Raw genomic sequence first — 18594 nt, forward strand, 5'->3', positions numbered from 1 at the left:
TTGCCATCATTCGGCCATGGAACAAAGACCAGAAGGGAGTGCTGCATGCAGCGCCTGATGCTATCGCTGCTGGCGACGGGGATCGTCGCGGGCTACCTGGGGACTCGACCGGCGGAGAGTGCGCCGGCGACGGCGGCACGACAGGCCGCACAGTGCGCCCCGCTGACCGGAGAGCAACGTCAGGTTGTAGGCGCAGTGCGCAGCCTGATGAACGATCGGCGTCTCTCCTCGGCCTATGCCAACATGCTGCAGGCGGCCTACGCCGAACTCGCGGCGCTGCCCGCCGATGTGCCTGAGGCGGGCGTCTATCGCGCCCGCCTGCTACGTCTGCTCGGGCGTCCGCAGGACGCGGAAGCCGAATACCAGGGGCTGCTCGGCTCCTGCCGCGCGGCCGATGGCTGGCAGGGGCTTGGCCAACTGGCGTTGCAGCGCGGTGATGTTGAAGACGCCGCCGCTGACTTCGAATCGGCCATGGCGCTGGAACCGCAGAATGCCTCCATTCGTGCCGACCTGGGCAATGCGTACCTGCAGCGTCGCGATCTGGCCCTGGCTGACGCCCAGCTCAACCGCGCACTCGAACTCGATCCCGGCAACCGCGCCGCCGTGGCCAGCTATGCGACCCTGCTGGTCTACCGTAATGAAACGTCGCAGGCGCGCCGCCTGGTCTCTCGTCAGGGGTTGGGTTCCGAGGTGCTGGCCCAGGCCGAGCAGCGTGCAGCGCGCATGCGCGTGATCGACGCCGGCCAGCCGGCGGTCGCCGCCAGCGAGGCGGTTGCGGCCAACCTGCCGGTGGAGGCGGTGGAGACCGTCGAGCCGGCTACCGAGGCACCGGAGGCCGTCGCCGCTGCGCCCGAAGTTCAGGCCGTTGCTACTCCCGAACCCGAACCCGGACCCGAACCGGAGTCCGAGCCCGAGCCCGAATTCACGCCCGCACCCGAGCCCGAGCCCACGCCAGAACCCGCTGAGGTGCCCGCCCCCGCAGTGGTCGCCGCCGCGGCAAGTGAACCTGCACTGCCGGAAGAGGCGCTCGCCTCCAGCGACGTGCCGGAGAGCGCTTCGGCACTGGGAGAGGAGCGGATCGCTGCCGCTGCGCCCGCGGTCGAAGCTACTCCGCTTGCAGTCGCCACTGCGCCGGTGGAGGTCGCGCCCGCCAGCATGCCGGAAGCCGAGCCGCTCACGCTGGCTGCGGCGCCGGTCAACGAGCAACCCGTTTCCTCGCGTGAGCTGAACGAGATGCCCACGCCCGTGCCGGCGGTTGCCGAGTTGGAATCGGACGAGGACCTGCTGATCGCCGCCAACAGTCCGCAGGTTGTGCCCATGGATGAAGATCAGGGGGCGGACGTCGCCACGCTTGAGGAGGCCGAAGACCTGCCGGAGCAGGCCGCTGTCGCCATCGTCGAGCCGGCGCCGGCCGCGGCGCCAATGCAGCCGTCTGCGCCAGCGGTGCCGGGGCGTTTCGTGGTCAGTGCGGACATGCCCGTGCCGGTGGTCGGACAGCCGGTGGCGAGCGCCGGTGCGGGTTCGCCGCTGCTGCGTGAGCTCAGCGGGCCGCAGCCGGTTGCCGTGGCGCCGGCGCCGATGCCGTTGCCTGCGCCGGCACCGGTCACCCTGGCCGCCGTGCAGTCCGGTTCGCCTGCGCTGTCGTCGATGCTGCAGAGTACGCCGGAGCGTAGCGTGAGCATCGAACGGGGGGCCGATGGCAGCGAAGTGATCCGCATCCGTTCCGAGTCACCGCTGCGCGTGCTGCCGCCGGAGAGCGTGCCGATCATTCGCGACTAGCGGCACGGCGTCAGGGTGGGTTCCTGAAGTTCGCTCGGCCCCTCAGTCCTTGTCGGTGTCCGCCGGGGTGGCCACGGGCGGACGTACGCCGACTTCGGCCTGTAGCTTCAGTCGCTCGCCATTGCGCAATACTTCGATCTCGATGCGTTGGCCGGGACGAGTCCGGGCCACCTGGTTCATCGAGCGGCGGGCGTCGCTCGCCGGCTCATGATCGATGGACAGCATCAGATCCCCAGGCTGCAGGCCAGCACGTTGCGCCGGGCCGTCACGATAGACACCCGCGACGACGATGCCCGGTTGGCCCTGCATGCCGAAGGATTCCGCGAGCTCCGGGGTCAGCGGTTGCACTTCCAGGCCCAGCCAGCCGCGGATCACCTGGCCGTGTTCGATGATCGCCTGCATCACCTCCATGGCGAGCTTGCTGGGAATGGCGAAGCCGATGCCCTGGGAGCCGCCGGTTCGCGAGAAGATCGCCGTGTTGATGCCGATCAGGTCGCCCTCGGCGTTGACCAGTGCGCCGCCGGAGTTGCCCGGGTTGATCGCCGCGTCGGTCTGGATGAAGTCCTCGTAGGTATTGAGCCCCAGTTGGTTGCGGCCGGTGGCGCTGATGATGCCCATGGTCACCGTCTGGCCCACGCCGAAGGGGTTGCCGATCGCCAGCGCAACATCGCCGATGCGGATGTTCTCGGAATGGCCGACGGTGATCGCTGGCAGGTCGGGGAGGTCGATCTTGAGCACCGCGAGGTCCGTTTCCGGGTCGGCGCCGACGACGCGAGCGAGGGTTTCACGGCCATCCTTGAGTGCTACGACGATCTGTTCGGCACCCGCGGTGACGTGGTTGTTGGTCAGCAGATAGCCGTCCGAGCTCATCAGCACCGCCGATCCGAGACTCGACTCCATGCGCCGCTGGCCGGGCAGGTTGTCACCGAAGAAGCGACGGAACAGCGGGTCCTCGAACAGCGGGTGGGTGTTCTTCTCCACCACCTTGGTGGTGTACAGGTTGGCGACCGCGGGCGCTGCCGCGTCGACCGCCTCGGCATAGGAGTAGGGCCCGGCGCGCAACCGCGTCGGCGCCGGAGCCTGCTGCAGGCGGACATCCTGGCCGGGCAGGCCGACCCAGGTAGGGAAGCCCTGGATAACCAGCAGGGCCAGTAGCAGCCCCACCACGAGGGGCCAACCGAAGTAACGCAAAGCCTTGAACATGGCGGCGATTCTCGTCGCAGTGGGCCCCTGGCGGGGCAATCACAAGAAGGCCGGCATTATACGGGCGATCCGATGAAATACGAGGAAGCACCCAGCGCTTTCTAGGGCCTGTTCCTGTTTCATTCACGGCAGGGCCGCCGAGGCTGTGCCAGAAATGGCCTGCGCTGTCGTTGCACGCTTTGCCAAGGGAATGACGCGGCCAGTCTGGTCATTGGCTGCAGCCTGCGCCTAATCGCAGGCCATTTCTGGAGACAACGCGGCTCGCGAATGAAACAGGAACAGGCCCTGGTCTGCGGTTATCATCGACAGCCGTCGTTCATTGCCTGGAGTCATCATGGCCGTCTCCCTCGCCGCACTCGTCGAAGAAGCCGATCGTTATCTCGATGCCGCGCGCATCTCGGACTATTGCCCCAATGGCCTGCAGGTCGAAGGGCGCTCCCAGGTTCGCAGGATCGTCAGCGGGGTGACCGCGAGCCAGGCGCTGATCGATGCCGCCGTCGAGCGCGAAGCCGACGTGGTGCTGGTGCACCATGGCTATTTCTGGAAGAACGAGGACCCGCGGGTGATCGGCATGAAGCGCCGGCGCCTGGCCACGCTGCTGCACCACGACATCAGCCTGCTCGCCTATCACCTGCCGCTGGACGTGCATCCGCTGGTGGGCAACAACGTGCAACTGGCGCAACGCCTGGGCTTGCAGGTCGAAGGCCCGATGCTGCCGGGCGACCCGCGCAATGTCGCGTTGATGGGGGCCTTGCCCGAGCCGTGCACGGCTGGCGAGTTCGCCGCACGGGTCGCTTCGGTGCTGGGCCGCGAGCCGCTGCTGGTGGATTGCGAGCGGCCGATCCGCCGCGTTGCCTGGTGTACCGGTGGCGCCCAGGGCTACATCGACCAGGCGATCGCCGCAGGCGCTGATCTATACCTGACCGGCGAGGCCTCCGAGCAGACCTTCCACAGTGCGCGGGAGAATGGCATCGCCTTCATCGCCGCCGGTCACCATGCCACCGAGCGCTATGGCGTGCAGGCGCTGGGTGAATACCTGGCGCAGCGGCTGGCCCTCGAACATGAGTTCGTGGACTGCCCGAACCCCGTCTGAGGTGGCTATATGGTTATTTCATTTCGTTCTAGTTGGTCGATCCATTAGAAAAAGTTGGCGTGATAGAGTGGCTCTTCGTCCACGGCCCGCTGGCCGTTCACTGACTACGTGAAATAGCCCATGCTCGACAAACTCACCCATCTCAAGCAGCTGGAAGCCGAGAGCATCCACATCATTCGCGAGGTCGCCGCCGAATTCGATAACCCGGTGATGCTGTATTCCATCGGCAAGGATTCCGCGGTGATGCTGCACCTGGCGCGCAAGGCGTTCTTCCCCGGCAAGCTGCCGTTCCCGGTCATGCATGTCGACACGCGCTGGAAATTCCAGGAGATGTACCGCTTCCGCGACAAGATGGTCGCGGACCTGGGCCTGGACCTGATCGTCCACATCAACCCGGACGGCGTCGCCCAGGACATGAACCCCTTCACCTACGGCAGTGCCAAGCACACCGACGTGATGAAGACCGAGGGTCTCAAGCAGGCGCTGGACAAGTACGGCTTCGACGCGGCCTTCGGTGGCGCGCGCCGCGACGAGGAGAAGTCCCGCGCGAAGGAGCGCGTCTACTCGTTCCGCGACAGCAAGCACCGCTGGGACCCGAAGAACCAGCGCCCCGAGCTGTGGAACCTGTACAACGGCAAGGTGAAGAAGGGCGAGTCGATTCGCGTGTTCCCGCTCTCCAACTGGACCGAGCTGGACATCTGGCAATACATCTACCTGGAAAGCATCCCGATCGTGCCGCTGTACTTCGCTGCCGAACGCGAAGTGGTGGAGCTCAACGGCGCGCTGGTGATGATCGACGATGAACGCATCCTCGAGCACCTGACGCCCGAGCAGAAGGCCGGCATCCGCAAGGAAATGGTGCGCTTCCGCACCCTGGGTTGCTACCCGCTGACCGGTGCGGTGGAGTCCACCGCGCAGACGTTGCCGGAAATCATCCAGGAAATGCTCCTGACGCGCACCAGCGAGCGCCAGGGTCGGGTCATCGACCATGACCAGGCCGGCTCGATGGAAGAAAAGAAACGTCAGGGCTACTTCTAAGGTTCTCGCACCATGTCGCATCAATCCGAACTGATCAGCCAGGACATCCTCGCCTACCTGGCCCAGCACGAGCGCAAGGAACTCCTGCGCCTGCTCACCTGCGGTAACGTCGACGACGGCAAGAGCACCCTGATCGGGCGCCTGCTGCACGACTCGAAGATGATCTACGAGGACCACCTCGAGGCCATCACCCGAGACTCCAAGAAGGTCGGCACCACCGGTGAGGCGGTCGACCTGGCGCTGCTGGTCGACGGCCTGCAGGCCGAGCGCGAGCAGGGCATCACCATCGACGTGGCGTACCGCTACTTCAGCACCGCCAAGCGCAAGTTCATCATCGCCGACACCCCCGGCCACGAGCAGTACACCCGCAACATGGCCACCGGGGCCTCCACCTGCGACCTGGCGATCATCCTCGTCGATGCCCGCCACGGTGTGCAGACGCAGACCCGCCGGCACAGCTACATCGCCTCGCTGCTGGGGATTCGGCACATCGTCGTGGCGATCAACAAGATGGACCTGACCGGTTTCGACCAGGCCGTCTTCGAGCGCATCAAGGCCGACTACCTGGCCTTCGCCGAGCGCATCGGCATGCAGACCTCTTCGCTGGCCTTCGTGCCGCTCTCGGCGCTCGAGGGTGACAACGTGGTCAATCGCTCCGAGCGTTCGCCCTGGTACAACGGGCAGTCGCTGATGGAAATTCTCGAAAGCGTGGAGATCGCCGCCGACCGCAACCTCAGCGATCTGCGCTTCCCGGTGCAGTACGTGAACCGGCCGAACCTGAACTTCCGCGGTTTCGCCGGCACCCTGGCCAGCGGCATCGTGCACAAGGGCGACGAGATCGTTGCGCTGCCCTCGGGCAAGTCGAGCAAGGTCAAGTCCATCGTCACCTTCGAGGGCGAGCTGGAGCAGGCCGGTCCGGGGCAGGCGATCACCCTGACCCTGGAAGACGAGATCGACGTTTCCCGTGGCGACATGCTGGTGCATGCCGAGCGCCTGCCGCAGGTTACCGACGGCTTCGAGGCGATGCTGGTGTGGATGTCCGAGGAGCCCATGCGCCCCGGCAAGAAATATGACATCAAGCGCGCGACCAGCTACGTGCCGGGAAGCATCCCGAGCATCGTCCATCGTGTCGACGTGAACACCCTGGAAGAGGGCGCAGCCAGCGAGCTCAAGCTCAACGAGATCGCCCGCGTGCGGGTGGCGCTGGATGCGCCGATCGCCCTGGACGGCTATGCGCAGAACCGCACCACCGGCGCCTTCATCGTCATCGACCGCCTGACCAATGGCACCGTTGGCGCCGGCATGATCATCGCCGATGCACAGCCTGCCGCGGGTGGAACCCGTGGGCGAGGGCACGTGGCCAGCGAAGAGCGCGCCGCGCGCTTCGGCCAGCAACCGGCAAGCGTTTTGTTCTCCGGCCTTTCCGGCGCGGGCAAGAGCACCCTGGCCTACGCCGTGGAGCGCAAGCTGTTCGACATGGGGCGCGCGGTATTCGTCCTTGATGGGCAGAACCTGCGCCACGACCTGAATCAGGGCCTGCCGCAGGATCGCGCCGGGCGCGCGGAGAACTGGCGCCGTGCTGCGCACGTGGCGCGTCAGTTCAACGAGGCAGGCGTGATCGCCCTGGCCGCGTTCGTAGCCCCGGATGCCGAGGGCCGCGAGCAGGCGCGTGCGTTGATCGGTGCCGAGCGGTTGCTCACGGTGTACGTCAAGGCATCGCTGGATGCCTGCCGCGCCCGTGATCCGCAGGGCCTTTACGCCGCGGGCGAGGACAATGTGCCGGGCGTCTCCTTCGACTACGATGCGCCGCAGCATGCGGACCTGGTGGTCGATACCGAGCAGGTCTCGGTCGAGGAGGGTGCCCGTCAGGTCGTCACTCTGCTGCGCGAGCGCGGGATCATCTGAGCCCCAGCTAGCCGCCTCCTCTCGCCAGGCCGCTCACGCGGTGGCCTGGCGAGAGTCCAAGCCGAAAAAAAGAAACCCGCCAGATGGCGGGTTTCTTTTTGCGTGATGAAACGTCAGTGCTTCTCGTAGCCATAGCTCTCGTCGAGCATGCCTGGACCTTCGCCCTTGGGCGCGTAGTCCTTCGGGGCCTCGGCGCTGGTTGAGGCGCGAAGGCGATCCCGAGTGGGCTCCTCGGCGTGCAGCGTGGCCAGCAGACGCTGGCGGGTCAGCTCGTCCAGCGCCAGGCGGTTGGCGCCTTCGGAGAGGTGCTGCTGGACGTCCTGATAGCTCTGGGTGAGTTTGCGCATGAGACTCGCAGTGCTGTTGAAGTGGGTCACCACCTCGTTCTGGTAGGCGTCGAAGCGCTCCTGGAGTTCGTCCAGTTGGCGCTGGGTACGGCTGGGCGCAGCGCCAGGTAGCAGGCGAGCGACGAGCAATCCAATGCCGATCCCCACCAGCAGGGCGAAAGCGGGTAATAACCAGGCGGTAAGCGTCTGTTCCACGAGTCCTTCCTCAAATATCGGCTTTGCTTTACGTTAACGGCTCACGTCGGGGCTGTATACCGCGACAGGTGTTTCAGTCCATAACCTAAAGCAAGACGAATCGACCCCTCTCTAGGTCACGGAGTTCCTTTCTTGTTGCATCGCGAAACCCCACTCATGATCGATGGCCCGGCGGGCCCCCTGGAAGCATTGCACCTGCCCGTAGAAGAGGCCCGCGGCGTGGCGTTGCTGTGCCATCCGAACCCGGTGCAGGGCGGCACCATGCTCAACAAGGTGGTCTCCACCCTGCAACGCACCGCCCGTGACGGCGGGCACGCGACCCTGCGCTTCAACTACCGGGGTACCGGCGCCAGCGCCGGCAGCCACGACATAGGGCAGGGCGAGGTCGACGATGCCGAGGCAGCGCTGGCCTGGCTTTGTGCGCAGCATCCCGGTTTGCCGGTGACCTTGCTGGGGTTCTCCTTTGGCGGCTTCGTCGCCGCCAGCCTGGCGCAGCGGATGAGTGCGCGTGGCCAGGCCTTGCGCCAGTTGTTCATGGTGGCGCCGGCGGTGATGCGCCTGGAGGACGATTTCGCGCTGGCCGAGGGCGTACCGTTGACGATCATCCAGCCCGAGCAGGACGAAGTGGTCGACCCCGCGCGGGTATACGCCTTCAGCGAGGGCCTTGGCGGCCCACACGAGTTGCTGAAAGTGGCAGAATGCGGCCACTTCTTCCATGGCAAGCTCACCGACCTCAAGGCCCTGGTCCTGCCGCGACTGTCCTTCTGAACAAGCGATCTTTCATGAGCACCCGTATCCTCACCGGCATTACCACCACCGGCACGCCCCACCTGGGCAACTATGCCGGCGCCATCCGTCCCGCCGTGGTCGCCAGTCGCGACCCGGACAGCGACTCTTTCTACTTCCTCGCCGACTACCATGCCCTGATCAAGTGCGACGACCCGCTGCGCATCCAGCGCTCGCGCTTGGAGATCGCCGCCACCTGGCTGGCTTGTGGCCTGGATCCGGACAAGGCCACCTTCTATCGGCAGTCGGACATCCCCGAGATTCCCGAGCTGTGCTGGCTGCTGACCTGCGTCACCGCCAAGGGCCTGCTCAACCGCGCCCACGCCTACAAGGCCTCGGTGGACAAGAACCTCGAGGCCAACGAAGACGCCGATGCCGGGGTGACCATGGGGCTGTACAGCTACCCCGTGCTGATGGCCGCGGACATCCTGATGTTCAACGCGCACAAGGTTCCGGTCGGGCGCGACCAGATCCAGCACGTGGAGATGGCGCGCGACATCGCCCAGCGCTTCAACCACCTGTTCGGCAATGGTCGGGAGCTGTTCGCCCTGCCCGAGGCGGTGATCGAAGAGGAGGTGGCGACCCTGCCGGGACTCGATGGTCGCAAGATGAGCAAGAGCTACGACAACACCATTCCGTTGTTCGGTTCGGCCAAGCAACTCAAGGACGCCATCGCGCGCATCGTCACCGACTCCCGCGCGCCCGGTGAGCCGAAGGATGCCGATGGTTCGCACCTGTTCACCCTCTACCAGGCTTTCGCCCTGCCGGAGCAGCAAGCGGCGTTCCGCGCCGAGCTCGAGGGCGGGTTGGGCTGGGGCGAGGCGAAGAATCGCCTCTACGAGCTGCTCGAAAGCGAGCTGGGTGAGGCGCGCGAACGCTATAACGCGCTGATCACGCGTCCTGCCGACCTGGAGGACATCCTTCTCGCCGGTGCCGCCAAGGCGCGCCGCCTGGCTACCCCGTTCCTCGGCGAGCTGCGCGAGGCCGTCGGCCTGCGGTCCTTCCGTGAACAGCCGCAGGCCACCAAGGTTTCGAAGAAGAAAGCGGCAAAGCGCGCACGCTTCGCCAGCTTCCGTGAAAGCGATGGGCAGTTCCGCTTCCGTTTCTTCGCCGCCGATGGCGAGGAACTGCTGCTCTCCCGCGGCTATGCCGATCCCAAGGCGGCTGGCGCTGCCAGTGCCGCGCTGCCGGCGCGCGGTGCCGACGCCCTGGAGTTGCGGGGCGACGAGGAACTGCGCTTCACCCTCTGGCTGGACGGCGAATGCATCGGTGAAAGCCCGGTGTATGCGGACGAGAGTGCCTTGGACGCGGCCATGCTGCGCCTGCGTGAAGCCATCGCTTCGCTCGCCGAGTAACCTGCGTAAGCGCCTGGCGCTGCGGCTGCCTGCCGCAGCGTCTCGTTGCCAGCATCGGGGCTCGCCGTTAAAGTAGCGGGCTTTCCTCTGCAGTCCAGCACCCTGTCATGACTCCCCTCGAGCGCTACCAGGCGGACCTCAAGCGTCCCGACTTCTTCCACGATCCGGCCCAGGAACAGGCGGTACGCCACCTGCAGCGGCTGTACGACGATCTGCTCGCCCGTGAGCAGGGCGGCTCCGGTCTGTTCGGCAAGCTGTTCGGCAAGAAAACCCAGGATCCGGTCAAGGGCCTGTACTTCTGGGGTGGCGTCGGACGTGGCAAGACCTATCTGGTCGATACCTTCTTCGACGCCCTGCCGTTCAAGGAGAAGATGCGCACCCACTTCCACCGCTTCATGAAGCGCGTGCACGAGGAGATGCGTACCCTCAAGGGCGAGAAGAATCCGCTGACCCTCATCGGCAAGCGTTTCGCCGACGAGGCGCGGGTGATCTGCTTCGACGAATTCTTCGTCTCCGATATCACCGATGCGATGATCCTCGCGACCCTGCTCGAGGAGCTGTTCAAGAACGGCGTGAGTCTGGTGGCGACCTCCAACATCGTGCCGGACGGCCTCTACAAGGATGGCCTGCAGCGCGCGCGCTTCCTGCCGGCGATCGCCCTGCTCAAGCAGCACACCGAGGTGGTCAACGTCGACAGCGGCGTCGATTACCGTCTGCGCACCCTGGAGCAGGCCACGCTGTACCACTGGCCGCTCAACGCGGCCGCCGAGCAGAGCATGGCGGCGAGCTTCAAGGCGCTGGCCAGCGAATGCGCGGTGGTCAATCACGACGAGAAGTTGCTGATCGAGAATCGCGAGATCCAGTCCCGCGCGACCTGCGATGGCGTCGCTTGGTTCGATTTCCGAGCCCTGTGCGATGGCCCGCGCAGCCAGAACGACTACATCGAGCTGGGCAAGTTGTTCAGCACCGTGCTGGTGTCGAACGTGGAGCAGATGACCGTCACCACCGACGACATCGCCCGACGCTTCATCAACATGGTCGACGAGTTCTACGATCGCAACGTCAAGCTGATCCTTTCCGCGCAGGTCGACCTGCTGGACCTCTACGCGGGTGGTCGCCTGGAGTTCGAGTTCCAGCGCACCCTGAGTCGTCTGCAGGAAATGCAGTCGCGCGAATTCCTCGCGCGTCCGCACAAGCCATAGCGCTAGGCTAGCTTCGTGAGCCGCGGCCATGCTGCTGGCTGCGATAGCCGTTCGGTGCGCAGCCCACGTGCTGGCGGAACAGCCGTGCGAAGAAGCTGGCGTCGTCGTAGCCCACTTCGTAGCCGATGGTCTTGATGCTCTTGCCGGTGGTCGCCAGCAAGGCCTTGGCGGTCTCCACGCGTAGGCGCTGCAGATAATGCAGCGGGCGGTCGCCGGTGGCCGCCTGGAAGCGCCGCATGAAGTTGCGAATGCTCATGCCGTGCTCGCGCGCCACGTCCTCGAAGCGAAACTTCTCGCCGTAGTGCTCCTCCAGCCATTGCTGGACCTGCAGGATGGCCGGATCACGGTGCAGCTTCTGTCCGCCGAAACCGATCGGCCCGCGGGTATAGGCGCGCTGCACCTCGTAGAAGATGTCTCCCGAGACCCCCTGAGCCACGTGGCTGCCGCAGAAGCGTTCGATCAGATAGGCGTAGAGGTCGCAGGCGGAGGTCACGCTGGCCGCGCAGAATAGTTCGTCGGCATCCGTGAGGTGCTTGTCGCGATGCAGGCGAACCTGCGGGAAGCGTTGGCTGAAATCCTCGAAGAAGCGCCAGTAGGTGGTCGCTTCCTTGCCATCGAGCAGGCCGGCCTCGGCCATCCAGTACACGCCGCTGGCCTCGCCGCAAAGGATGCTGCCGCTGGCATGGGCGCGTCTTAACCAGTCGAGCACCTGCGGATGGGCGTCGCGCAATTGGTCGAAGTCGCCCCAGAAGGCCGGGAGGATGATCACCTCGCTGTCATCGAGACCGCCCTCTACGGGAAGCTGGGCGCCGCTGAAGCTGCGCACGCTGCGTCCGTCATGACTGACCAGGCGGGTCTCGAAGGCGGCGCTGTGCGAGGCGTCGCGCTGGCGGCCGAGGCGCAGGCTGGCCAGATGAAAAACGTCCTTGGCCTGCATCACGGTGGAGGCGAAGACGCCATCGCAGGCGAGAATGCTCACGCGCCGGAGCGCGCGTGCGGGAGAGTCGATGCTCATCGTCTTGTCGCTTTCTTGGTGTTGTTGTGGACAGTGCTTGGCACGATCGTCCTATGCCTGCGACAGGCTGTCCAGTCTCGAGTGGCTCCGTCACGAAGGAAAAGCAGGCATGATCGATTGGTTTCGATGGGAGGGTGTGGGAAATGGTCCGAATGGCGGCGATCGCGGTGACGCCCGAGATCCCTGGCGAGGCCTTGCTGGATGCACTGCTGCCGCGTTTGCGCGCCGATGGCTGGAGGCTGGGTGGGCATCTGCAACGCCATGTCGAGGAGGGCTGCGACTGTTCGCAGACCCTTGTCGAGGATGTCGCATCGGGTGAGCGCCTGCGCATTTCCCAGGCGCTTGGGCGGGCTTCGCAGGGCTGTCGCCTGGATTCCTCGGCGTTGGCGGAAGTGGCGGTACGTGGCTTGCGCAGTCTGGAGTCGGGCCCGCAACTGCTGCTGGTCAACCGCTTTGGCAAGGTCGAGGCCGAAGGCGGCGGCTTGCGGGTGCTGTTCGAAAGGGCGATGGAGCTGGACGTACCGCTGCTGACGACGGTGAAGCGCGAGCACCAGGACGCCTGGCGCGACTACGTGGATGATCTCGCCGTGCTGCTGCCCCCCTCCCTGGAGGCGGTCCACGCGTGGTGCTTGTCGGTGCGCTAGGGCCTGGTCCCGTTTCATTCACGGCCGCGCCGGCACCTGTTTTGGCGCGAGACAAGGCGCGAGTCGCAGGGCTTACCGGGGTAAGTCCAAGACGAGTAACGCCGTATCGCGCCAAAACAGGCACCGGCCCGTAGGGTTGTGCCAGAAATGGCCTGCGCTGTCGTTGCAGAACTTGCCAAGGGAATGGCCATTGGCTGCGTTCTGCGCCTAAGCGCAGGCCATTTCTGGCGACAACGCGGCTCGCGAATGAAACGGGAACAGGCCCTAGGGCGCAGGGTTGGGTTGCTCTTTGTGAATGGACTCGATGCCTGCCAGCACTTCGGCGGAAAGCTCCAGCTCGGCGCTGGCGAGGTTGCTCTCCAGTTGTTCGAGGCTGGTGGCGCCGATGATGTTGCTGGTGACGAAGGGCTGTTGGGTGACGAAGGCGAGGGCCATCTGCGCCGGATCCAGGCCGTGCTCGCGGGCGAGCGCGACATAGCGCGAGGTGGCGGCGAAGCTCTGCGGGTTGTTGTAGCGTTGGAAGCGCTCGAACAGGGTCAGTCGCGCGCCGGCCGGCTTGGCGCCATTCTCGTACTTGCCGCTGAGCATGCCGAAAGCCAGCGGAGAGTAGGCCAGCAAGCCACACTGTTCGCGAATGGCGATCTCCGCCAGGCCGACCTCGAAGCTGCGGTTTAGCAGGCTGTAGGGGTTCTGGATGGATACCGCCCGTGGCCAGCCGCGTTGCTCGGCCAGATGCAGGTAGCGCATGGTGCCCCAGGGCGTCTCGTTGGAGAGGCCGATGTGGCGGATCTTGCCCGCGCGGACCAACTCGTCGAGTACCTCGAGGGTCTCCTCCAGGGGGGTGAAATCGGCCTCCTGGTGGCGATAGCCGAGCTGGCCGAAGAAGTTCGTCGGGCGCTCCGGCCAATGCAACTGGTAAAGGTCTATCCAGTCGGTATTCAGGCGCGCCAGGCTGGCATCGACGGCGGCGACCAGGTTGGCGCGGTCGAAGCGCGGATGGCCGTCGCGCACGTGGCTGATGCCGTTGCCGGGGCCGGCGGCCTTGCTGGCGAGGATCCAGTCTGCGCGGTCGCCGCGGGTGCGGAAGTATTCGCCGATGATGCTTTCGGTGCGCGAGTAGGTCTCGGCGCGCGGTGGCACCGGATACATCTCTGCGGTATCGATGAAGTTCACGCCGGCCGCCTTGGCGCGCTCGATCTGCGCGAAGGCTTCTCCGGCATCGTTCTGCTCGCCCCAGGTCATGCTGCCGAGGCAGATCTTGCTGACCATGAGATCGGTACGGCCGAGAGGGCGCTTTTGCATGGGCTTGGATTCCTGGCGAGTAAGGAGACTGCGCAGGCTAAGCCTTGGCGCAAAGCCCATGCAAGGGGAGAAAACGGTTGCTATTTTTCGCGCAATCGGCATAATTCCGCGGCTCTCGTGCGGGACGCCTAGCCCAAGCGATGAGCAGACGGGGGATGCCTAGCCCGTCGAACCGTTGATTTGCCGTGCGGACGCGCTGACCCGAGCCCCCGTTAGCGTCCTCTTGCGGCCGTCCTTGCTTGTCAAGGAAAGCACCATTCTAGTAAGATTCGCCGTCTTATTTTCAGGCGGCCCCTGAGGCTATAAAGAATGAAGACTTTTACTGCGAAACCGGAATCCGTTAAGCGCGACTGGTATGTCGTCGACGCTGCCGGTCAGACCCTGGGTCGTCTGGCCACCGAAATTGCGAGCCGTCTGCGTGGCAAGCACAAGCCCGAGTACACCCCGCATGTGGATACCGGCGACTACATCGTCGTGATCAATGCCGAACAGGTGCATGTCACCGGTGCCAAGGCTACCGACAAGAAGTACTACTCGCACTCCGGTTTCCCGGGCGGTATCAAGGAGATCAATTTCGAGAAGCTGATCGCCAAGGCTCCCGAGCGCGTGATCGAGACCGCGGTCAAGGGCATGCTGCCGAAGAACCCGCTGGGCCGCGACATGTATCGCAAGCTGAAGGTGTACAAGGGCTCCGCCCATCCGCACACCGCTCAGCAGCCTCAAGAACTGAAGATTTAACGGGATAGCTATTATGTCGGCGACTCAAAATTACGGTACCGGCCGTCGCAAGACCGCCACCGCTCGCGTCTTCCTGCGTCCGGGTACTGGCAAGATCTCCATCAACAACCGTGCCCTGGACAACTTCTTTGGTCGTGAGACCGCGCGCATGGTCGTCCGTCAGCCCCTCGAGCTGACCGAGACCGGCGAGAAGTTCGACGTCTACGTGACCGTCCTCGGTGGTGGTGTCAGCGGCCAGGCCGGTGCCATCCGTCACGGTATCAGCCGCGCGCTGATCGCCTATGACGAAGCCCTGCGCAGCCCGCTGCGCAAAGCGGGCTACGTCACTCGCGATGCCCGTGAGGTCGAGCGTAAGAAAGTCGGTCTGCGCAAAGCCCGTAAGCGTCCTCAGTACTCCAAGCGCTGATACGTTCGCTTCGGCAAAAAAGACGCCCAGTTTCCTCATGGAACTGGGCGTTTTTTATTTGGGCGTCTTTAATTATGCGGCAACGTGTCGCATTGGCCAGAAGCCCCGGAATTCGTGGCTTTGGGCTATTTCGGGGTGGGTAATTACCTTGTCAGAAACAGGGCTTTTCTTTACCATTTGCCGGATTTTTTGCGCAGCTCGATTTTATTTATACAGGCCTGGCCAACAGGCCGTGAAGCTGATGGGAGACGACTGAATGAGCAATGACGGCGTGAATGCTGGCCGGCGTCGCTTCCTGGTGGCAACTACCTCCGTGGTAGGGGCTGCAGGGGCGGCCGGGGCCGTGGTCCCCTTCGTGGGGTCATGGTTCCCGAGCGCCAAGGCCAAGGCCGCTGGTGCCCCGGTGAAGGTGAATATCGGCAAGATCGAGCCGGGCCAGCAGATGGTCGCCGAATGGCGTGGCCAGCCGGTGTTCATCGTGCGCCGCACCGAGGAGATCCTGAAGAATCTCGACAAGACCGATCCGGTGGTCGCCGACCCGCAGTCGCAGGCCTCCGTGCAGCCGACCTACGTTGATCCGCGGCTGCGTTCGATCAAGCCCGAGATTCTGATTCTCGTCGGTCTATGCACTCACCTCGGCTGTTCGCCGTCGTTCCGTCCGGAGGTCGCTCCGGCTGACCTGGGGCCGGAGTGGGTCGGTGGCTATTTCTGTCCTTGCCACGGTTCCCGCTACGACCTTGCCGGCCGTGTCTACAAGGCTCAGCCCGCGCCCCTCAACCTGCCGGTGCCGCCGCACTCCTATGACACGGACAGCGTGATCACCATCGGCGTCGACCAGGAGAAGGCATGATGAGCAAGTTCATGGAATGGGTCGATGCGCGCTTCCCCGCGACCAAGATGTGGGAAGACCATCTCGCCAAGTACTACGCACCCAAGAACTTCAACTTTCTCTACTTCTTCGGCTCGCTGGCGCTGCTGGTCCTGGTCAACCAGTTGCTCACCGGCGTCTGGCTGACCATGAGCTTCACCCCGACGGCCGAAGAGGCGTTCGCTTCCGTCGAATACATCATGCGCGACGTGGAGTACGGATGGATCATCCGCTACATGCACTCCACCGGTGCCTCGGCGTTCTTCGTCGTGGTCTACCTGCATATGTTCCGCGGGCTGCTCTACGGCTCCTACCAGAAGCCGCGCGAGCTGGTCTGGCTGTTCGGCATGATGATCTACCTGGCGTTGATGGCAGAGGCCTTCATGGGCTACCTGCTGCCGTGGGGGCAGATGTCCTACTGGGGGGCTCAGGTGATCATCTCGTTGTTCGGTGCCATTCCGGTGATCGGCGATGATCTGACTACCTGGATCCGTGGTGACTACCTGATTTCCGGTATTACCCTGAACCGCTTCTTCGCCTTGCATGTCATCGCGTTGCCGATCGTCCTGCTGGGCCTGGTGGTCCTGCATATCCTGGCGCTGCACGAGGTGGGTTCCAACAACCCGAAAGGCGTGGATATCAAGAAGGTCAAGGACGAGAACGGCGTGCCTCTGGACGGCATTCCCTTCCATCCCTACTACACCGTCAAGGACATCGTCGGGGTGGTGGTCTTCCTGTTCGTGTTCTGCGCGGTGGTGTTCTTCTTCCCGGAGATGGGTGGTTACTTCCTCGAGAAGCCCAACTTCGAGCAGGCCAACGCGTTCAAGACGCCCGAGCACATCGCACCGGTCTGGTACTTCACCCCGTTCTACGCGATTCTGCGCGCGGTTCCGGACAAGCTCATGGGCGTCATCGCCATGGGCGCTGCCATCGCCGTGCTGTTCGTGCTGCCGTGGCTGGATCGTAGCCCGGTCAAATCGATGCGCTACAAGGGTTGGATGAGCAAGATCGCCCTGCTGTTGTTCTGCGTGGCCTTCGTGATTCTCGGCGTACTGGGCGTGCTGGCACCGACTCCCGAGCGGACGCTGGCTTCGCGGATTTGCACCGTCATCTATTTTGCGTACTTCATCCTGATGCCTTTCTACACCAGGCTCGAGAAGACCAAAGTGGTTCCGGAAAGGGTGGATGGCTGATGAAAAAGCAACTCGCTGCACTCGTATTCGCTCTGCTGCCGGCATTTTCCTTTGCCGCCAGTGGGCATGACGTTCACCTGGACAAGGTCGATATCGATCTGGCCGACAAGGCTGCAATGCAGGATGGCCTGCGCACCTTCGCCAACTACTGCATGGGCTGCCACTCGGCGAAGTTCCAGCGTTACGAGCGTGTCGCCCGTGACCTCGGAATTCCCGAAGAAATCATGCTCCAGAATGTGGTATTCACCGGCGCCAAGATCGGTGACCACATGGATATCGGCATGAAGCCGGCAGATGCCAAGAGCTGGTTCGGCGCAGCGCCGCCGGATCTGACCCTGGTCGCACGTGTGCGTGGTAACGACTGGCTGTACACTTACCTGCGCAGCTTCTACGAGGATCCCTCGCGTCCGCTGGGTGCCAACAACACGGTGTTCCCGAACGTCGGCATGCCGAACGTGCTGGCTAGCCTGCAGGGTCGCCAGGTGATTCCTGAAAAGCTACCCGAAGGTCATGCTCCGGTCGCTTGTCGCCAGGTTCAGGTCGTCGAAAACGGCAAGAAGCTGTTCGATCCCCTGACCGGCACGCCTATCACCCATGAAGACTGCGAGCGCCCCGTGGTGATCCCGAACACCGGGTCGCTGAGCGAGGCCGAATTCGACGAGAAGATCCAGAATCTGGTGACCTTCCTCGCCTATTCGGCCAACCCGGTGAAGCTCGAGAGCCGGCGCATCGGTACCTATGTGCTGCTCTACCTGGTGGTGCTTTTCGTGTTCGCCTACCTGCTCAAGCGTGAGTACTGGAAGGACGTTCACTAAACAGCTGTCGGCTTTGCCGTAGCGACGCGCGCGCCCTTCACGGGCGCGCGCGTTTTTTGCGTTATGGATCGTGAGGAAATCGATGGCTGCCAGTCGTTTGACCTGCTACTCCGACCCTGAGGATCACTACTCGCACCGCGTGCGTCTGGTGCTTGCCGAGAAGGGTATCGATGTGGATGTGCAGGACATCAGTCCGCGAGCTTTTCCTGCGCGCTTGGCCGAACTCAACCCTTATGCGGGCTTGCCGATTCTCGCCGAGCGGGATCTGGCTCTGTACGAGCCTTCGGTGATTCTGGAGTATCTCGAGGAGCGTTATCCGCACCCGGCGCTGATGCCGGCCTACCCCCTGGCGCGCGGCAACAGCCGCCTGTTGATGCATCGCATCCAGCGTGACTGGTGTGCGCTGGGTGATCTGGCGCTGGATTCTCGAACGCCTGATGAGGCCAGGGTGCGGGCGGCCAAGGAACTGCGCGAAAGTCTGACCGGCGTGGCAGCGCTATTCGCCGAAAAGCCGTTCTTTCTCAGCGACGAACTGAGTATGGTGGACTGCTGTCTGCTGCCCTTATTGTGGCGTTTGCCGCGGATGGGGATCGAGCTGCCGCGTCCGGCTCGACCGCTGCAAGAATACATGGAGCGGTGCTTTTCCCGTCCGGCGTTTCAGGTCAGCCTGTCCGCCGCCGAGCGCAAGATGCGCTGAACTCCCGGAGGTT

The 18594-nt window shown here is 64.2% G+C and carries 18 protein-coding genes; 14 read left to right on the forward strand and 4 right to left on the reverse strand.

Going from position 1 to position 18594, the window contains the following annotated elements; all coding sequences use genetic code 11:
• Nucleotides 1–45 precede the first annotated feature (45 nt).
• A complete protein-coding gene (locus ACYRGX_RS07515; protein WP_473055987.1) occupies nucleotides 46–1779 on the forward strand; it encodes a tetratricopeptide repeat protein in 1734 nt (577 codons plus the stop codon).
• Nucleotides 1780–1821: 42 nt separating this feature from the next.
• On the opposite strand, the gene algW is transcribed toward ACYRGX_RS07515, so the two are convergent.
• The gene (algW, locus tag ACYRGX_RS07520) at nucleotides 1822–2982 is read right to left on the reverse strand and encodes a Do family serine endopeptidase AlgW (protein WP_473055988.1); all 1161 of its coding nucleotides are present in this window, start codon (nucleotides 2980–2982) and stop codon (nucleotides 1822–1824) included.
• A 334-nt stretch (nucleotides 2983–3316) separates the two neighbouring features.
• Between algW and ACYRGX_RS07525 the strand changes: the two genes are divergently transcribed.
• From ACYRGX_RS07525 to cysN, 3 genes are all read left to right on the forward strand, one after another.
• A complete protein-coding gene (locus tag ACYRGX_RS07525) occupies nucleotides 3317–4075 on the forward strand; it encodes a Nif3-like dinuclear metal center hexameric protein (protein WP_473055989.1) in 759 nt (252 codons plus the stop codon).
• 120 nt (nucleotides 4076–4195) lie between these two features.
• Entirely contained in the window at nucleotides 4196–5113 is a 918-nt protein-coding gene (gene cysD / locus ACYRGX_RS07530; protein WP_473055990.1) for a sulfate adenylyltransferase subunit CysD, read from the forward strand.
• A gap of 12 nt (nucleotides 5114–5125) precedes the next feature.
• Nucleotides 5126–7018, forward strand: coding sequence for a sulfate adenylyltransferase subunit CysN (gene cysN / locus ACYRGX_RS07535; protein WP_473055991.1), 1893 nt, complete (start codon nucleotides 5126–5128; stop codon nucleotides 7016–7018).
• A 113-nt stretch (nucleotides 7019–7131) separates the two neighbouring features.
• On the opposite strand, the gene ACYRGX_RS07540 is transcribed toward cysN, so the two are convergent.
• Complete coding sequence (locus ACYRGX_RS07540) at nucleotides 7132–7560, reverse strand: Z-ring associated ZapG family protein (protein WP_473055992.1); 429 nt, start codon at nucleotides 7558–7560, stop codon at nucleotides 7132–7134.
• 132 nt (nucleotides 7561–7692) lie between these two features.
• On the opposite strand from ACYRGX_RS07540, the gene ACYRGX_RS07545 reads away from it, so the two are divergent.
• The 3 genes from ACYRGX_RS07545 (at nucleotide 7693) to zapE (ending at nucleotide 10903) form a co-directional block, all read left to right on the forward strand.
• A complete protein-coding gene (locus ACYRGX_RS07545) occupies nucleotides 7693–8328 on the forward strand; it encodes an alpha/beta hydrolase (RefSeq protein ID WP_473055993.1) in 636 nt (211 codons plus the stop codon).
• 14 nt (nucleotides 8329–8342) lie between these two features.
• Entirely contained in the window at nucleotides 8343–9701 is a 1359-nt protein-coding gene (locus ACYRGX_RS07550; protein WP_473055994.1) for a tryptophan--tRNA ligase, read from the forward strand.
• 107 nt (nucleotides 9702–9808) lie between these two features.
• Nucleotides 9809–10903, forward strand: coding sequence for a cell division protein ZapE (gene zapE / locus ACYRGX_RS07555; protein ID WP_473055995.1), 1095 nt, complete (start codon nucleotides 9809–9811; stop codon nucleotides 10901–10903).
• Nucleotides 10904–10910: 7 nt separating this feature from the next.
• Here zapE and ACYRGX_RS07560 read toward each other — a convergent pair whose 3' ends face one another.
• The gene (locus ACYRGX_RS07560) at nucleotides 10911–11918 is read right to left on the reverse strand and encodes a GlxA family transcriptional regulator (protein WP_473055996.1); all 1008 of its coding nucleotides are present in this window, start codon (nucleotides 11916–11918) and stop codon (nucleotides 10911–10913) included.
• A 143-nt stretch (nucleotides 11919–12061) separates the two neighbouring features.
• On the opposite strand from ACYRGX_RS07560, the gene ACYRGX_RS07565 reads away from it, so the two are divergent.
• Nucleotides 12062–12562 carry a DUF2478 domain-containing protein gene (locus ACYRGX_RS07565; protein ID WP_473055997.1) on the forward strand — a complete coding sequence of 167 codons (501 nt, stop codon included), beginning with the start codon at nucleotides 12062–12064 and terminating at the stop codon, nucleotides 12560–12562.
• A 264-nt stretch (nucleotides 12563–12826) separates the two neighbouring features.
• Here the strand turns inward: ACYRGX_RS07565 and ACYRGX_RS07570 are convergent, their stop codons facing one another.
• Entirely contained in the window at nucleotides 12827–13864 is a 1038-nt protein-coding gene (locus tag ACYRGX_RS07570; protein WP_473055998.1) for an NADP(H)-dependent aldo-keto reductase, read from the reverse strand.
• Between the two features lie 309 nt (nucleotides 13865–14173).
• Here ACYRGX_RS07570 and rplM point away from each other — a divergent pair, with 309 nt between their 5' ends.
• The 6 genes from rplM to ACYRGX_RS07600 all read left to right on the forward strand — a co-directional run bounded on the left by rplM (nucleotide 14174) and on the right by ACYRGX_RS07600 (nucleotide 18581).
• Nucleotides 14174–14602, forward strand: coding sequence for a 50S ribosomal protein L13 (gene rplM / locus ACYRGX_RS07575; RefSeq protein ID WP_473055999.1), 429 nt, complete (start codon nucleotides 14174–14176; stop codon nucleotides 14600–14602).
• 13 nt (nucleotides 14603–14615) lie between these two features.
• A complete protein-coding gene (gene rpsI / locus ACYRGX_RS07580) occupies nucleotides 14616–15008 on the forward strand; it encodes a 30S ribosomal protein S9 (protein WP_473056000.1) in 393 nt (130 codons plus the stop codon).
• 256 nt (nucleotides 15009–15264) lie between these two features.
• Complete coding sequence (petA, locus tag ACYRGX_RS07585) at nucleotides 15265–15858, forward strand: ubiquinol-cytochrome c reductase iron-sulfur subunit (protein WP_473056001.1); 594 nt, start codon at nucleotides 15265–15267, stop codon at nucleotides 15856–15858.
• The gene (locus ACYRGX_RS07590; protein ID WP_473056649.1) at nucleotides 15858–17069 is read left to right on the forward strand and encodes a cytochrome b; all 1212 of its coding nucleotides are present in this window, start codon (nucleotides 15858–15860) and stop codon (nucleotides 17067–17069) included. Before petA ends, ACYRGX_RS07590 begins: the two co-directional genes overlap by 1 nt.
• Nucleotides 17069–17884, forward strand: a complete 816-nt coding sequence (locus ACYRGX_RS07595) for a cytochrome c1 (protein ID WP_473056002.1) — start codon at nucleotides 17069–17071, stop codon at nucleotides 17882–17884. Before ACYRGX_RS07590 ends, ACYRGX_RS07595 begins: the two co-directional genes overlap by 1 nt.
• 82 nt (nucleotides 17885–17966) lie before the next feature.
• On the forward strand, nucleotides 17967–18581 hold the full coding sequence (locus ACYRGX_RS07600; protein WP_473056003.1) for a glutathione S-transferase N-terminal domain-containing protein: 615 nt from the start codon (nucleotides 17967–17969) through the stop codon (nucleotides 18579–18581).
• Nucleotides 18582–18594 lie beyond the last annotated feature (13 nt).

The sequence above is a fragment of the Pseudomonas sp. R4-15 genome, from assembly GCF_055768815.1.

Coding starts and splice junctions, on each gene's coding strand:
- ACYRGX_RS07515 (WP_473055987.1), top strand. CDS start 46: ATGCAGCGCCTGATGCTATCGCTGCTGGCGACGGGGATCGTCGCGGGC.
- algW (WP_473055988.1), bottom strand. CDS start 2,982: ATGTTCAAGGCTTTGCGTTACTTCGGTTGGCCCCTCGTGGTGGGGCTG.
- ACYRGX_RS07525 (WP_473055989.1), top strand. CDS start 3,317: ATGGCCGTCTCCCTCGCCGCACTCGTCGAAGAAGCCGATCGTTATCTC.
- cysD (WP_473055990.1), top strand. CDS start 4,196: ATGCTCGACAAACTCACCCATCTCAAGCAGCTGGAAGCCGAGAGCATC.
- cysN (WP_473055991.1), top strand. CDS start 5,126: ATGTCGCATCAATCCGAACTGATCAGCCAGGACATCCTCGCCTACCTG.
- ACYRGX_RS07550 (WP_473055994.1), top strand. CDS start 8,343: ATGAGCACCCGTATCCTCACCGGCATTACCACCACCGGCACGCCCCAC.
- zapE (WP_473055995.1), top strand. CDS start 9,809: ATGACTCCCCTCGAGCGCTACCAGGCGGACCTCAAGCGTCCCGACTTC.
- ACYRGX_RS07560 (WP_473055996.1), bottom strand. CDS start 11,918: ATGAGCATCGACTCTCCCGCACGCGCGCTCCGGCGCGTGAGCATTCTC.
- ACYRGX_RS07565 (WP_473055997.1), top strand. CDS start 12,062: ATGGTCCGAATGGCGGCGATCGCGGTGACGCCCGAGATCCCTGGCGAG.
- ACYRGX_RS07570 (WP_473055998.1), bottom strand. CDS start 13,864: ATGCAAAAGCGCCCTCTCGGCCGTACCGATCTCATGGTCAGCAAGATC.
- rplM (WP_473055999.1), top strand. CDS start 14,174: ATGAAGACTTTTACTGCGAAACCGGAATCCGTTAAGCGCGACTGGTAT.
- rpsI (WP_473056000.1), top strand. CDS start 14,616: ATGTCGGCGACTCAAAATTACGGTACCGGCCGTCGCAAGACCGCCACC.
- petA (WP_473056001.1), top strand. CDS start 15,265: ATGAGCAATGACGGCGTGAATGCTGGCCGGCGTCGCTTCCTGGTGGCA.
- ACYRGX_RS07590 (WP_473056649.1), top strand. CDS start 15,858: ATGAGCAAGTTCATGGAATGGGTCGATGCGCGCTTCCCCGCGACCAAG.
- ACYRGX_RS07595 (WP_473056002.1), top strand. CDS start 17,069: ATGAAAAAGCAACTCGCTGCACTCGTATTCGCTCTGCTGCCGGCATTT.
- ACYRGX_RS07600 (WP_473056003.1), top strand. CDS start 17,967: ATGGCTGCCAGTCGTTTGACCTGCTACTCCGACCCTGAGGATCACTAC.